The organism is Loktanella sp. DJP18 (assembly GCF_049310965.1).
Lineage (GTDB): Bacteria > Pseudomonadota > Alphaproteobacteria > Rhodobacterales > Rhodobacteraceae > Loktanella.
This window is the reverse complement of record NZ_JBMERN010000100.1, coordinates 1-13410: the sequence shown is the minus strand read 5'-3', so window position 1 is coordinate 13410 and position 13410 is coordinate 1. Positions and strand designations below refer to the sequence as shown.

Genomic DNA, 13410 nt, shown 5'->3' with positions numbered 1-13410 from the left:
TGGGGTGAGGTATGAAGGGTTTTGATTGGCTTATTTGCGTGGAGCGTAGTGAATGCCGTTTCATTTTAAGTGGTATCGCGCCTTTGCCTTCGTGAGCCGCTCGTTGAGATCCGTTGCATGCTCATCGCTGAGCCGCATCAACGCTGCGACATGCTGGTCCATGAATTCCTCGAAGTCGTCAGCCTGAACATCTGAGATCGCGGCGCGAGTGACGAACAGCCCGCATAGTTGTGCATCAAGCTCGCGCATCTTGGCGGCGCGGTTGGCTTGAATCACATCGCTCGGCAGTACGCCGCAACAGTTGACCATGAGGTCATTGGCTATAATCGCCTTAAATAGCCGCCAGAGGCTGTGTGGGGGCCATCGTGCGCGATTGCTGTCAAGTGTCGGTTCGCAGTAGCGTATGCGTCTGGTGGCATTTGTGAACGCGTCTCCGATGCTGTTTCGGATATCATCCCAGTTCCGCAACTCAAACTTGTTCCGCAGTTGCTTTGACCCAAGGCGCATTTCGAACCGCCAGACCTGACTGGTGTTGCGGTCACTGAGGTCGATTGCTGGATGGCCGCTGGACATGCGGGCGGCGTTCCAGATCGTCAGCCATCCGAGTTTGTTGCTTTGGATGACTTCAGCGCGCTTGTCGTAGATTGCGATTTGACGGTTTGCGATGGCCCCGGCCCGCAGACCCCTGACGCGCCCGCCGCTGGATACCGTCGCTGTTTCATCGACGCCGGTATATTCCGTGGCTTTCGTTCCGGGCGGTACGATTAACGCCTCGCGGTCAGGCTCAAACCAAGGTGCGCGGAAATTGACAGCGAAGTCTGCCCGCGCTACCCGTAGCTGTGTTTCAACATAGGGAATGCCGAAGGCGGTCATGCAGTCGCGGAAGTGTCGCTCTGCCCCTTCTAGGCCGCCCGTAGCGAGGCCACCTTCGCCTTGAATTTAGGGACATGTTGCTTTGGTTTCGACATCTTCGATCTCCTTCATGGTGAAGATCATCAGACAGCAAATCAGATGGAGTGGTTGCCGCCCTCCCCAGACGGCATCGCAATGTGCCAAGGTCGTGGTGTTCAACGCCACGCGCAGAGGAGGACGGCGAGATGAAGAATATGATGATCGGGGTCGATCTGGCAAAAACTGTTTTCCAAGTCCACGGTGACCTTCAAACGGGGGAAGTCCAGTTCCGCAAGAAGCTGACGCGGAAGCAATTCCCAGCGTTCATGGCGCAGCAGAAGCCCGCCATGGTAATTTTCGAAGCATGCGGTAGTGCACATTTTTGGGCCCGTGAGATGGAAGTGCTTGGGCACGAGGTGAAGCTGATCGCACCGCAATACGTGCAACCGTTTGTGAAGCGGCAGAAAAATGATGCAGCCGATGCTGAGGCGATCGTCATCGCAGCGCGCCAGCCGGAGATGCGTTTCGTGGATCCCAAGACAGTCGAGCAGCAGTCATGCGCAGCAGTCTTCCGCGGCCGGGAACGCCTGGTGCATCAGCGGACCGCGGATGTGAATGCGTTGCGGGCGCTGCTTTATCAGCACGGCTATGTGTTTCCCGTCGGTATGTCCCACCTCAATCGCATGAGGGCGCTTGTGGAGGATAAGACCGTCAACTTGCACGCGCTGATCCGGGCGGAGTGCCTGGACCTGCTCGTGCAGATTGCAGAGAAAACCGGGCGCATCATCGAGCGCACCACAAAGCTCAAGACGCTGGCCGCCCAGTCAGACAGAGCACGCCGGCTCCAGACGATGCCGGGCGTTGGGCCGCTTACAGCCATCGCGGTGGAGGCGTTTGGGCCTGACATGGCTCAATTCAAAGCGGGGCGTGACTTTGCGGCTTGGCTGGGCCTTGTGCCCAAGCAACATTCTTCTGGAGGCAAAGAGCGGCTTGGTCGCATGACCAAGGCTGGTCAGGCCGATATCCGACGTCTCCTAATCATTGGTGCAATGTCGCGACTGAACTGGCGTGGACAGCGCACCATTGTAGAGGGCAGCTGGCTTTCACGCATGCTGACGCGCAAGCCCAAGATGCTAGTCGCGATCGCGCTGGCTAATAAGATGGCCCGCCAGATCTGGGCGATGCTGACAAAGAACGAAGATTACAGAGATCCGGCGATGGCAGTCGTGGCATGATGTTCATGTCAAGCTGCTAGCGACGGTGCCAAGGGGAGTGTGAGAAGACGAAGACCTGAATGGGCAAAACGATCGAACAGATCCGGATTGGGAAAACCAGGTAAGCTCACTGAGCATCAAGCTCGGAAATCAGATTTGGACTTAATCCGCTGATCACCATCCCGGCCCGTGGCTTTTGGAAATGCCGCATCTTGAGGCCTGACAAAAGTTCGCACTCGATCACACGCCAACAGGGTCAAAAACTTCTTGCATAACGGGCGGCAACCACAAAAGTAAACGCGGCGCGGGCACCAAGGAATTTCTTTAGCCGCAAAGTTGCTGCAGAAGAGACTGCGTTCGCTCAATATCGCCCTGCATCAAATCCGCGGCTTTCTTCGCATTTTTAGCTCTTATAGCTTCTACGATTGCACGATGGCCATCTAGGAACGGTTCATGAAGGCCCTCTTCCAGCTTTGGAGCTAAGTGCAGAGATAACATTCGCATAAAGGGTCCATAACGTAGCCAAAGTGCTGAAATGAGATGCAAAAGCACGGGAGACCGCGCTGCATGATAAATAGCAAAGTGAAAGTTATGGTTTTTTTCTAGCATCTCATAGATATCTTTCGTGCCAGAGGTTGTGGCATGATCTTCCTCTAATCGTGTTAAGGCTTCTATTTCTGCTGTTGTCGAGCGTTCGACCGCAAGTTCAGTGGCGAGCCGTTCCACTGAGACCCGCGCACGGCAGATATCGTCGAGCGCGTCACGCGTGACTTGGGGGACATAGGCCGACCCATTAGATCGCATTTCTAGGGCACCTTCCGCAGCCAAACGGCGCAACGTCTCGCGTACTGGCATTTGACTCGTCTGAAAACTCTCAGCCAGAGACGATATTGTAAGAAGTTGCCCTGGATTAAACCGCCCTAGGATCAAAGCTTGGCGAAGCGAGGCGTGAACATTGTCTGCGACGGTCATACGGGTACGGACCGGCTCCAAGCTCGGGTCAGTGGGGTCAGAACCAATCGATTTATTGTTCATAGTGCGCCTCGCTCTTATAGCTTATAGTTTGTTGAAGAAGTCCTGGAGCTTGTCCATAGCTTCGGAAAGAACTCGCTTTGGTTGTGCGCCAAAACAGATCCGCAGGTGCCCTTCGCCTGCCTCCCCATAAAAACTACCAGATTCAACGACCACCCCAACTTCGTGCATTAAACGCATCGCAATAACATTGGATTTCAGACCTGTGGCCGAAATATCTGGGAAAGCGTAAATCGTACCTTGTGGAGCCTTGCAGGTCACCCCGGGCATCTGGTTCAAACGTTGAACCACGAAGTCACGACTTTGCCGATCACCATCTACCATGTCAGAGAGTGCTTCAACAGGTCCGTTAACCGCCGCGAGAGCACCGTGCTGTATGAAGGTGTTGACATGGGTTACTTCCGTAGTTGTGACTTTCATCAATGGTTCAATAAAATCTTTTGGTGCAACGATGTAGCCAATTCGCCATCCATCCATCGCGTAGGCTTTTGTAAATGCCTGCATCGTGACCGTGCGGCACTCCATTCCGGGAAGCGATGCAATCGAGATGTGCTGTGCACCGTCAAATGTTATTTGTTCATATACTTCGTCGGTCAAAACAACCAAATCATTTTCTACCGCCAGATCAGCAACTACTTGCAACTCTGCTCGGGTGTAGATTCGCCCTGTCGGATTGCAGGGGTTCACAAGCACAATAACTTTTGTCTGCGCAGTGATATAAGGCTCGATGAGTTCTCGCTTGATGCTGAAATTATCGGTTGGATCCAGCGCTGCGATGACCGGAGTAGCCCCCGCAAACTCAATCTTCCCAATGTGTTGCGGATAGAATGGATCAAGTAATATAGCCTCGTCCCCATCGTCTAACAACGCCATGAATGCCGCGAAAGAAGCTTGTGTTAAACCGTTCGTCACAATGATCTGGGATGGACCAACATTGATCCCGTTTTGCCGAGCAAGTTTAGAGGCTAGCGCTTCGCGGAGCTCGGGCATGCCCTGAAGGTCGCTGTAATGGACATCACCCGCCAACAGCGCATCTATCGTGGCCTGTTTGATATGTTGTGGTGTGTCATACATCGGACGGCCAAGTTCGAGGTGGATCAGCGGGCCTTTTTCGGCCATGGCAAGCCCGACCATTCCATAGCTTTTTTCCGATGTGTCGGTGATGCGCCGGGCAAATCTGGTCGTTGACATTTATTTGGATCTCCTGTTTTTCGACGCTTTAAGCGAAGATATTCTGCGATTGAATGGGGTGGTGATGACTGAAGCTCGAACCGGCATGGACCGTCAGATGTCGCTTGATGATGTCGAGGGGCTGGATGAATTGTTTGCCCGACGCGCACGTGAGGCAGAGTTGGCCTTGTGCGACTTCGAGGTGCAGCGCGGTGTCTCCTACGGTGCAGCGCCAGCCGAAAAACTTAACATTTTTCCTTCGACACGTAATGCGCCGGTCATGATCTTTTTCCACGGCGGCTTTTGGAAATCTCTCGATGCGGACCTCTTCAGTTTTTTGGCACCCGGTTTTGTACCGTTTGGTGCGGCTCTGGTGGTTATCGACTATCCGTTGATGCCATCCTCGCGGATGGCAGACATCGTCGCTTCTTGCCAACGAGCGGTGTCTTGGGTGCAGAAGAATGCTGCGCGGTTTGGCGGTGATGCAAACCGGATATTCCTGTCCGGAAACTCTGCTGGTGGTCATCTTGTTGCAGAGGTGATGAGCCGCCCGGAAGGTGACATCATCCTTGGAGGGACAGCTATCAGTGGCCTTTTTGATCTGATACCAGTAACGCAATCTTTCCAGAATGAAGATTTGTACCTGACGCTGGAGGAAGTGCGAAACTTCTCGCCCCTTAGCCGCCCGGTCGGCGTTACCGCCCCCATGATCGTCGCGGTCGGGGCTGATGAGACCGATGAGTTTCTGCGCCAATCTATCGTATATGCCGAACAGATAGGTACGCAGGCTATGCTGGTCAAAGATTGCAATCACATCACCGTGGTGCTTGATGGTTTGGCGAAGCCGACGTCCAAGCTCAATCGAGCGGTTAGAAGTCAGATGGGCCTTCAAGTCTGAGGGCGGGGCACCTGTCATCGCGTGCTTTTCCGAGCGTCGAACCAGTCTCTTAGCATGCCTCGGGCCAATACGGCCGATGGTGCGAGCTGCCCCGGACCACGAAGTGGCAACGGAATCGCTTTCATGACAGGCAGGGGAGCTTTATCTGGATCTGAACCGGAGATAAGCCAGTCTGCCAGACTTACACCAAGCACATTGGTGAACGCGACGCCGCGACCGTTGCAACCGGTTGCCCCCCAAACATTCGTGCCCAAATCGACCAGAGATGGCAGCCCATCGCGTGTGACTGCTGCGGTGCCGCGCCAGACGTATTCAACAGATGGTATTTGAGAAAGGCCGAGTTCGAATGCCAGACGTTTCGCGATCCGCCGCCCCATACGTCTTTCGGCAGCAAGCGGTATCAACGCCATTCCGCCGGAGATCAATCTGTTTTCCGCGTCTAGGCGGTAAGTAAAGATATTGGTGCGCGTGTCAGAAACAGGGGTCCGGTTTGGAGCAATCCGCGATACTGTTCTCGGGTCTAAAGGCTCGGTGGCAATCTGATAAACTTGCAAAGGCATCACTGTCCGCCCAAGGCCAGCGGCAGCACCATGGGTACCAGAATTAGTCGCAATGATCACCTTGTCGGCGCGGATTTCGACACCGTTCGAAGTCCTTAGGATATTTTCTTTGCCGTCATGACGAAGGCTATCAATGATTGTGCTGGTAAATACATTTGCGCCAGCGTTCATCGCCAACCTTGCAAGCTCTCTCGCCAAAGCTAAAGGATTTATCATCCCGCCCGACGCGTCATATAAGGCACCGAAATAAACGTCCATGCCAGTTTGTTCAGCAACTTCGGGCGCTGACAGCCAGCGAACCGGGCGTCGACGCTTCTGCCACTCCTTAGCCCGAGCCTCTAGAACCTGTGCCATCTGCGCGGTGTGCGCAGGTTGCAACCACCCGGATTGTTCCGCCTGGCGGCCTAGCCCCATTAGCTTCGCCTTTTCGAATATGTGATCACCACCACGTTCAACCATTGAAAGTAGGCGCTCTGCATAATGTGGGGGCAAAGCTTTTCGTATGGTGGTGGGATCCACACGAGAGAAATGTGGAACGACAAAGCCAGCATTTCTGCCGCTGGCACCGGTGCCAATTTCACCCGCTTCAAGCACCACGACGCTCTGGCCCCTTTCCGCGAGTCGTTGCGCCGTTGATAACCCGGTAAACCCTCCGCCAACTATGGCGACTTCCGTGCGCAAATCCTGCTGCAGCCGTATGTGCTCTGGTCCAGCTGGGGCCGTTTCATCCCACAACGTTTTGCGCGGATACAGCCTCATTTTAGTGCAAAGCCTTCGAATTATCGGGGTGACGGTACTTATTAAGCACGGGAAAATCTCCAGTATTGACGTGGACGTGATCACATGATCAAATGTTCTGGTCAACAGGAATTTCTAGGACATGATCATGGAAACTAAGCGCTGGGCGATCGAAACAGGGTCTAAATTCGAAAAACTGGCAGGGTATTCCCGTGCTGTCGTCGACGGTGAGTGGGTCTTTGTGTCGGGCACAGCGGGGTTCGACGCTGCCACGGGCGAATTCTCGACTGACCCGTCCGAACAGGCGCAATGCGCGCTGGCGCAAATTTCTGATGCATTGGAGCAAGCTGGCGCTGCACTCTCAGATATCGTGAGGGTTCGTGTCTATCTATCTCACGCCGATCATGTCGTGGCAGCATCTAAGGTTTTGGGCGCTGCTTTCAGCGAACCACGACCGACAAACACAACCATAATATGCGGATTTGCCGTACCTGAAATTCTGGTCGAAATCGAAGCGACAGCACTTAAGCGTGATCGTGTTGATGGAAAGGGGGCAGCCTGATGGCTCCACCGCTTCTTCAGGTCACTGACGCAGTGAAAAAGTTTGGAATGATGCGTGCTGTCGATGGTGCGTCCTTTAGTGTTGCTGAGGGTTCGATCACGGGCTTGATCGGCCCAAACGGTGCCGGGAAGACGACCCTGTTCAGTGCGATCGCTGGTGAGACAGTATTAACTTCAGGCAAAGTTATGTTCGATGGCGCTGATATTTCGCATTTTGCCGCGTCGGACGTCTATGCCTGCGGGCTTGGTAGAACCTTTCAAATTCCGCGCCCATTTCCAACGATGACCATTCTAGAGAACGTGATGCTCGCAGCGACAGACCAGTTGGGAGAGCGTTTCTGGAATACATGGTTTCGGCCGGGACAGGTTAAGCAGCAGGAGCGCAACATTCGAGATAGGGCGCGAGAAATAATCCAGTTTTGTAACCTTGGTGCGCTCGAGGGTCATGTCGCCGGCGCGATTTCTGGCGGTCAGAAAAAGCTGTTAGAGTTGGCGAGAGTTCTAATGTCAGACCCCAAACTAATTCTTCTGGATGAGCCTGCCGCCGGCGTCAATCCAGCGCTCTTGGATCTTCTTGTTGAAAAGCTCGTGGAGCTCAATGAAAGCGGAAAGACCTTTCTGATTATCGAGCACAACATGGATCTGGTCATGTCGCTCTGTGATCCAGTTGTCGTTCTTGCCCAAGGCAAGGTCCTATGTGCCGGGACGCCTCAAGAAGTGGCTGATGATCCGGCTGTCATTGATGCCTATCTGGGCGAGGTCGTGGCATGACTGACGCTGTATTGAAAATTGAGGGCCTGACTGCTGGCTATCAGCTAGGTTTGCCCATCATCCGCAAGGTTGGGCTAAACCTTTATCAAGGAGAGCTTGTCACCATCATTGGGCCAAACGGGGCAGGTAAGTCCACGCTGATCAAGGCCGTTGCTGGACTGTTACATATCGAAGCCGGACGTGTTGAGTTGAACGGTAATGACATCACGGGAATCTCGACCCACCAAATGTCAGATGCATCGATCGCCTATGTTCCTCAGACTGAAAATATATTTGCTACTCTGACGGTAGATGAGAACTTGCGTGTAGGGGCGCAGGCTCTTTCAAACGGAACGGGACGTGAAAGGGTGAAAGAAGCCTACGCACGGTTTCCAGATTTACGCCGCTTTAGCGGTCAAAAAGCTGGCGTTCTGTCCGGTGGCCAAAGACAGATGCTTGCGGTTGGGCGGGCCTTGTTAACCCATCCCGAAGTTATCATGCTCGATGAACCAAGTGCTGGTCTTTCCCCAAAAATGGTCGATGAGGTTTTCGCACAACTGGTCGCGCTGAAGGCCTCCGGCGTCACTATCTTAATGGTCGAACAGAACGCCAAAGCAGCGATGCGCATCTCCGACCGCACCTATGTGCTCGCGGAAGGCCGCAACCGGATCGATGGGCCGTCAGCCAAACTGCTAAATGATCCGGAAGTATCTCAAATATATCTTGGAAGAGCTGGAAAGAAACAATGATCGCACAGGCTTTGGCCGATGGTCTACTGACTGGGGCAATATATGCCCTTGGCGCAATAGGTCTCACGCTGACGATGGGAATATTGCGTTTTGCGAACTTTGCGCACGCCGAAATGATGACGTGGGGCGCCTATATGGCATTGGGCGTACTAACTGTCTTCAATTTACGAAGCGTCCCTTTGGGCCCTTTGACATTTGGTTGGCCCCTCATTGGTGCAACGGTTGTCGCCATTTTTCTGACCATTGCGCTTGCTCTAATTGTGGATAAATTGGTTTTTTCACGTTTGCGCGGCCGCGTTGGGCATTTGACTTTGGTCTTCGCCTCTTTTGGGGTCGCACTTCTAATCCGCAATCTCATTAGCTTAATGTTTGGCGGTGAGGCGACTTATTACACCAACGAATTACAAATGGCGATCAAGCTCGCTCCAGGATTGCGGGTAATGCCGGATCAAGTTTTTATATTCTGCCTCTCGTTGGCGTTGGTCGTAATCGTACACCTCTTTTTGCAGAAAACTAAGCTTGGGTTGGCAATGCGGGCTGTTTCCGAAAGCCCAACTTTGTCCGAGATTAACGGTATTTCATTGGCCCGCGTGGTTCAATGGACGTGGATCATCGGTGCTGCACTCGCGGCGATAGCAGGGGTGCTTTACGGCGTTTCCGTTCAGCTGCGCCCGGAATTTGGGTTTCAATTGCTTTTGCCACTCTTCGCCGCAGCAATTTTGGGCGGAGTTGGCAATGTGGTCGGCGCGGTAATTGGCGGGTTTTTGATCGGAACAATCGAGTCTGTTTCTGTCTTGATGATCCCTGCGGGCTACAAGGTTGCGATCCCATTTCTGGTTCTGCTTTTTGTGCTCTATTTCCGCCCCACTGGTCTGTTCGCCGGCACTTCAGGAGGAAATTAATGTTTGGTATCGCACTTTATCTTGTGTTCTTTCTGACTGTTGTCGGTATCTACGCAATCATTGTCATGGGACTAAATCTGCAATGGGGGTACACGGGCCTTTTCAACGCGGGTGTCGTGGCATTTTTCGCAATCGGGGCTTACGGCACGGCAATCCTGAGTGGGCCCGCCAGAGACCTTCTCGTCGGTGGGTTTGAACTGAACTATGCGGTCGGCGTAGCGGGTGGCATGATCTTTGCTGGAATTGCCGGGCTCATCGTGGCGCTGGCAACGCTTCGCCTCCGAGAGGAATACCTCGCCATTGCGACATTTGGCGTAGCGATTTCGGTCCAGCTGATTGCTTTGAATTTTACGTCCCTCACCGGCGGGGCGAATGGAATTATCGGGCTGCCCCGCCCGTTTTCCGAGATGTTTGAGAACAGCAACGCGTACAGCGTGTTCTTTTTATGCTTTGTCCTCGCGATTGCGCTGATCGTCTACATCGCGCTTGAACGCGCCGTGCGGTCGCCTTGGGGTCGTGTGCTTCGCGCGATCCGGGAAGATGAAATCGCTGCACTTTCACTAGGCAAGAACCCGACAATGATCCGATTGCAATCCTTTGTACTTGGGTCGGCAATTATGGGGCTCGCAGGTGGGATTTATGTTGGGTTTATCGGCTATGTCAGCCCGATCGACTTTATGCCCATCCTGACATTTCAAATTTGGGCCATGCTCATCGTCGGCGGCTCGGGAAACAACCGCGGAGCCGTGCTTGGCTGCCTGTTGGTATGGGGCCTTTGGACCGCAAGTGGTTACTTGATCAGCAATCTTGTTCCACCTAGCCTTCAGTCACAGGCAGGGTCAGTTCAAGCCATGCTTATCGGAATATTGATCGTCCTAACTCTCCTATTCAGACCGCGAGGACTAATCGGGGAAGAAGACGTCATTTCAGCGCACGTGGGGGAAGATGCCCCGCAAAAGAAGGACATGTAAGGCTGCATGTCAAACAACGTCGATGGCAATGACCATCATCAACTTACCAACAAAAGGGAATATATGATGAGTAAAATCAACTTATCCGTCTCGGCAGCATTCATCGCTGCATGCGGGCTTCTTCCGGTGCAAGCCCAGGCACAAGCCAGTGATTGCTCTTATCCTATCGGTGCGGTGATATCCCTGTCAGGATCCATGGCGGCGATCGGCGGCGCGATTGCAGATGCGGGTCAGCTTGCGGTGGACCACATGAACGAAGCAGGTGGTTTGCTAGGATGCAAGGCTCAATATAGACTTCGAGACGATCAAGGGTTGCCCAACGTCGGAATCGATGCTGCCAAATCCCTTGTCGCCGTCGAAGGCGCGCAAGTCATTCTCGGCGCGATACAGTCCGGCGTTACAATGCCCATCCTGACCTCCGTTTCGGTGTCCGAGAAAGTCACTCAGATCAGCTGCTGCTCCAGCGCGCCAAGCTTTACGGAACTCGCCCGCGAAGGCGGTACTGATGGCTACTGGTTCCGCACGCTGCCTACTGTTCGGCCTCAGGGCTACGTAATGGCCAATCTGGCTGCAGACCGGGGTTATAAGAAAGTTTCCGTAATCTACGTTAACTCCGACTACGGTCTAGCTATGGCTGAAGCATTTCAAGAAGCGCATACAGCAGCGGGCGGCGAAGTTGAGATGGTTGCCTACAACCAAGAACAGGCCTCCTACCGCGCAGAAGTATCGCAAGCGCTTCGCGGTGAACCCGATGCTCTCTTTCTTGTCGCCTTCCCAGCGGATGGTGCGACTGCCATGCGCGAATGGTTGTCGTTTGGTGGTACTCAGAACATTCTTCTGAGCAACGCTCTAAGATCTAAGGAATTTATCGATGCTGTTGGTGCTCAATATTTAACTACGGCGATTGGTATCGACAATGCTCAGTTTGACGGCCCATCGGTAGATGCATTCAACTCAAGCTGGAAAGATCGTTATGGTGAAGCGCCTGAAGGCCCTGGGTTGCATACCATGTACGATGCGGCAGCAGTCGCCTTATTGGCCGCACAGGCTGCTGGCTCCTACGACGGTACTGCCATCCGGGACAATATCCGTAAGATCACAGGTCCAGGTGGCGAAGTAATTAATCCTGGTCCCGAAGGCTTTGCGCGCGCCATAGAAGTCTTGGCTCAAGGCAAGAACATCACCTATGTTGGCGCTACTGGACCAATTGAGTTCGACCAATTTGGTGATGTTTCCGGGCCGTACTTAATTTGGGGTGTGGCTGATGGCGGCGAACTAACCAATATCGAAACGTGGAATGTTGAACGCGTCAACACTTTGATGTCGGATAAATAAAGCACAACGGCACTACGCGTTAAGCACGCATCGCGTGGTGCCTTGAATACCATTGGATTAAATTATGCTCATTTTGACATCAAAAGACGTTTTGAGCATCATAGGTTCGCGCGAGGCTTTTGACGCAGTGCACGCCGGTTTTCTTCATATTTCTGCTGGTAATATCCGTCCGTTCGAAAGACACCAGCTCAACGCTGGAGCCGAGCGCGCTTTGATGGGGCTTATGCCCGTTTCTGACAGCGAGAAGGATGGGCCATGGGCGCTCAAAGTTGTGCTGGTCGGACGCGAAAACAGAGCGTTGGGTCTCGATAGTCATCAGGGATTTCTTCTACTTGCTGATGGGCGGACTGGCCAACCAATCGCGCTGATTGACGCGACGAGCATTACGGCCTTGCGTACTGCAGCTGCCAGTGCGGTAGCAACAAAAGCCTTGGCGTTGCCTCTACCGGAACGCATCGCAATACTTGGTGGCGGAACACAAGCGAGGAGCCATGCAGATGCAATGCGCAGGCTATACCCAGCCGCTGAATTAGTGGTCTGGTCCCGCTCGAACGGCGTAGAGATTGCCGAGCAGTTAGATGCAACTTATGCTGCAACAGTTGAAGATGCTGCCAGAAACGCACAGGTGATTTGCACAGTGACTGGAGCAACTACACCGATACTCGATGCTACGAATGTAGCGCCGGGCACCCATATCAACGCGGTTGGCGCGAGCCGCCCTGTAGCTCGGGAAATTGCAGGGGACCTCGTCGCGATTTCTAAGCTTGTGGTCGACTCACGCGCGCAAGCTGAAAATGAGTGTGGAGAATTATTGTTGGCTAGATCGGAGAAGTCGATCGCCATTGATTATCCAATCGTCGAACTGCAAGACATCTTATCTAAAGCCCATCCCGGGCGTATGAGCGTAGAGGAAATCACCATTTTCAAGTCACTCGGAATAGCTGCGGAAGACCTCGCGTTGGGCAAAGAAATTATAAAACGAGCCCGCGCACGAGGTATCGGAGTTGAGGTTGAGATTGGCGACTGATATGGCCCTATAACTCGCGTTTCTGTACCCTAATTTATGGTAGGAGCGCCTAATCGATTAACATCACGCCGTCTTTTACGTTTCAGCTTCCAGGCCGGGAGGTGAAACAATGAGGCGTTGGCCCCAAGGTAATCCTCCCCAAAACTAAGGGGATGCGGATGTAGAATTTTCGCAGCAAGATACCTGAGGAGAATCTGATGAAGATGACGAGATTTAGCGAATCCCAGATCCTTGCGATCCTGCGCCAATCTGAAGGCGGTGTGCCTGTGGCTGAGTTGTGCCGTGAGGATGGCATGAGCACTGCATCTTTCTATAGTATCCGTCCGGTTGCGGCGCGGTTTCAGGCCTTTTCGGCCTGCCAGTTCCACGGCATGAGTTCGTCGATGCGATTGATCTTGTGATCAGGCAGGCGCTGTAGGACCCATGTGAGCCACGCTTCGGGGTCGACGTCGTTCATCTTGCAGGTTTCTATGAGCGTGTAGGCGATGGCGGCCGCTTTTCCGCCGCCGATTGACCCCATAAACAGGTAATTCTTGCGGCCGAGGGCGATGGGGCGGATTGACCGCTCGCAGGTGTTGTTGTCGAGTTCCAGGCGGCCGTCGTCGAGATAAC

At 53.5% G+C, this 13410-nt stretch carries 14 protein-coding genes and 1 pseudogene; 10 read left to right on the top strand and 5 right to left on the bottom strand.

What is annotated here, in order from left to right; all coding sequences use genetic code 11:
* Positions 1-60: 60 nt before the first annotated feature.
* Entirely contained in the window at positions 61-873 is an 813-nt protein-coding gene (locus ACOI1H_RS19440; RefSeq protein ID WP_422439488.1) for a hypothetical protein, read from the bottom strand.
* A gap of 224 nt (positions 874-1097) precedes the next feature.
* On the opposite strand from ACOI1H_RS19440, the gene ACOI1H_RS19435 reads away from it, so the two are divergent.
* Positions 1098-2126, top strand: coding sequence for an IS110 family transposase (locus ACOI1H_RS19435; protein WP_422439487.1), 1029 nt, complete (start codon positions 1098-1100; stop codon positions 2124-2126).
* Positions 2127-2429: 303 nt separating this feature from the next.
* Here the strand turns inward: ACOI1H_RS19435 and ACOI1H_RS19430 are convergent, their stop codons facing one another.
* The gene (locus ACOI1H_RS19430) at positions 2430-3140 is read right to left on the bottom strand and encodes a GntR family transcriptional regulator (RefSeq protein ID WP_422439486.1); all 711 of its coding nucleotides are present in this window, start codon (positions 3138-3140) and stop codon (positions 2430-2432) included.
* A 21-nt stretch (positions 3141-3161) separates the two neighbouring features.
* Entirely contained in the window at positions 3162-4328 is a 1167-nt protein-coding gene (locus ACOI1H_RS19425) for a pyridoxal phosphate-dependent aminotransferase (protein WP_422439485.1), read from the bottom strand.
* Between ACOI1H_RS19425 and ACOI1H_RS19420 the strand changes: the two genes are divergently transcribed.
* Positions 4300-5205, top strand: coding sequence for an alpha/beta hydrolase (locus ACOI1H_RS19420; RefSeq protein ID WP_422439484.1), 906 nt, complete (start codon positions 4300-4302; stop codon positions 5203-5205). The genes ACOI1H_RS19425 and ACOI1H_RS19420 overlap by 29 nt on opposite strands.
* A 14-nt stretch (positions 5206-5219) precedes the next feature.
* Here ACOI1H_RS19420 and ACOI1H_RS19415 read toward each other — a convergent pair whose 3' ends face one another.
* A complete protein-coding gene (locus tag ACOI1H_RS19415; RefSeq protein ID WP_422439483.1) occupies positions 5220-6524 on the bottom strand; it encodes an NAD(P)/FAD-dependent oxidoreductase in 1305 nt (434 codons plus the stop codon).
* A gap of 127 nt (positions 6525-6651) precedes the next feature.
* Here ACOI1H_RS19415 and ACOI1H_RS19410 point away from each other — a divergent pair, with 127 nt between their 5' ends.
* From ACOI1H_RS19410 to ACOI1H_RS19375, 8 genes and pseudogenes are all read left to right on the top strand, one after another.
* Positions 6652-7065, top strand: coding sequence for a RidA family protein (locus ACOI1H_RS19410; protein WP_422439482.1), 414 nt, complete (start codon positions 6652-6654; stop codon positions 7063-7065).
* Positions 7065-7835, top strand: coding sequence for an ABC transporter ATP-binding protein (locus ACOI1H_RS19405; RefSeq protein ID WP_422439481.1), 771 nt, complete (start codon positions 7065-7067; stop codon positions 7833-7835). Before ACOI1H_RS19410 ends, ACOI1H_RS19405 begins: the two co-directional genes overlap by 1 nt.
* Positions 7832-8563, top strand: a complete 732-nt coding sequence (locus ACOI1H_RS19400; RefSeq protein WP_422439480.1) for an ABC transporter ATP-binding protein — start codon at positions 7832-7834, stop codon at positions 8561-8563. Before ACOI1H_RS19405 ends, ACOI1H_RS19400 begins: the two co-directional genes overlap by 4 nt.
* Positions 8560-9465 (top strand): branched-chain amino acid ABC transporter permease, encoded by a 906-nt coding sequence (locus tag ACOI1H_RS19395; RefSeq protein WP_422439479.1) that lies wholly within the window; start codon positions 8560-8562, stop codon positions 9463-9465. The genes ACOI1H_RS19400 and ACOI1H_RS19395 overlap by 4 nt, the downstream gene beginning before the upstream one ends.
* Positions 9465-10436, top strand: coding sequence for a branched-chain amino acid ABC transporter permease (locus ACOI1H_RS19390; RefSeq protein WP_422439478.1), 972 nt, complete (start codon positions 9465-9467; stop codon positions 10434-10436). The genes ACOI1H_RS19395 and ACOI1H_RS19390 overlap by 1 nt, the downstream gene beginning before the upstream one ends.
* 6 nt (positions 10437-10442) lie before the next feature.
* A complete protein-coding gene (locus ACOI1H_RS19385; protein WP_422439477.1) occupies positions 10443-11771 on the top strand; it encodes an ABC transporter substrate-binding protein in 1329 nt (442 codons plus the stop codon).
* A gap of 64 nt (positions 11772-11835) precedes the next feature.
* Positions 11836-12798 carry an ornithine cyclodeaminase family protein gene (locus tag ACOI1H_RS19380; RefSeq protein WP_422439476.1) on the top strand — a complete coding sequence of 321 codons (963 nt, stop codon included), beginning with the start codon at positions 11836-11838 and terminating at the stop codon, positions 12796-12798.
* Positions 12799-12995: 197 nt separating this feature from the next.
* A pseudogene (locus ACOI1H_RS19375) lies at positions 12996-13122 on the top strand (transposase); the annotation flags it as partial.
* 16 nt (positions 13123-13138) lie between these two features.
* On the opposite strand, the gene ACOI1H_RS19370 reads toward ACOI1H_RS19375, so the two are convergent.
* Positions 13139-13410 (bottom strand): transposase domain-containing protein (locus tag ACOI1H_RS19370; protein ID WP_422439475.1); only part of this gene is annotated, 272 nt, incomplete at its 5' end.

Coding starts and splice junctions, on each gene's coding strand:
- ACOI1H_RS19440 (WP_422439488.1), bottom strand. CDS start 873: ATGACCGCCTTCGGCATTCCCTATGTTGAAACACAGCTACGGGTAGCG.
- ACOI1H_RS19435 (WP_422439487.1), top strand. CDS start 1,098: ATGAAGAATATGATGATCGGGGTCGATCTGGCAAAAACTGTTTTCCAA.
- ACOI1H_RS19430 (WP_422439486.1), bottom strand. CDS start 3,140: ATGAACAATAAATCGATTGGTTCTGACCCCACTGACCCGAGCTTGGAG.
- ACOI1H_RS19420 (WP_422439484.1), top strand. CDS start 4,300: ATGCGCCGGGCAAATCTGGTCGTTGACATTTATTTGGATCTCCTGTTT.
- ACOI1H_RS19425 (WP_422439485.1), bottom strand. CDS start 4,328: ATGTCAACGACCAGATTTGCCCGGCGCATCACCGACACATCGGAAAAA.
- ACOI1H_RS19415 (WP_422439483.1), bottom strand. CDS start 6,524: ATGAGGCTGTATCCGCGCAAAACGTTGTGGGATGAAACGGCCCCAGCT.
- ACOI1H_RS19410 (WP_422439482.1), top strand. CDS start 6,652: ATGGAAACTAAGCGCTGGGCGATCGAAACAGGGTCTAAATTCGAAAAA.
- ACOI1H_RS19405 (WP_422439481.1), top strand. CDS start 7,065: ATGGCTCCACCGCTTCTTCAGGTCACTGACGCAGTGAAAAAGTTTGGA.
- ACOI1H_RS19400 (WP_422439480.1), top strand. CDS start 7,832: ATGACTGACGCTGTATTGAAAATTGAGGGCCTGACTGCTGGCTATCAG.
- ACOI1H_RS19395 (WP_422439479.1), top strand. CDS start 8,560: ATGATCGCACAGGCTTTGGCCGATGGTCTACTGACTGGGGCAATATAT.
- ACOI1H_RS19390 (WP_422439478.1), top strand. CDS start 9,465: ATGTTTGGTATCGCACTTTATCTTGTGTTCTTTCTGACTGTTGTCGGT.
- ACOI1H_RS19385 (WP_422439477.1), top strand. CDS start 10,443: ATGTCAAACAACGTCGATGGCAATGACCATCATCAACTTACCAACAAA.
- ACOI1H_RS19380 (WP_422439476.1), top strand. CDS start 11,836: ATGCTCATTTTGACATCAAAAGACGTTTTGAGCATCATAGGTTCGCGC.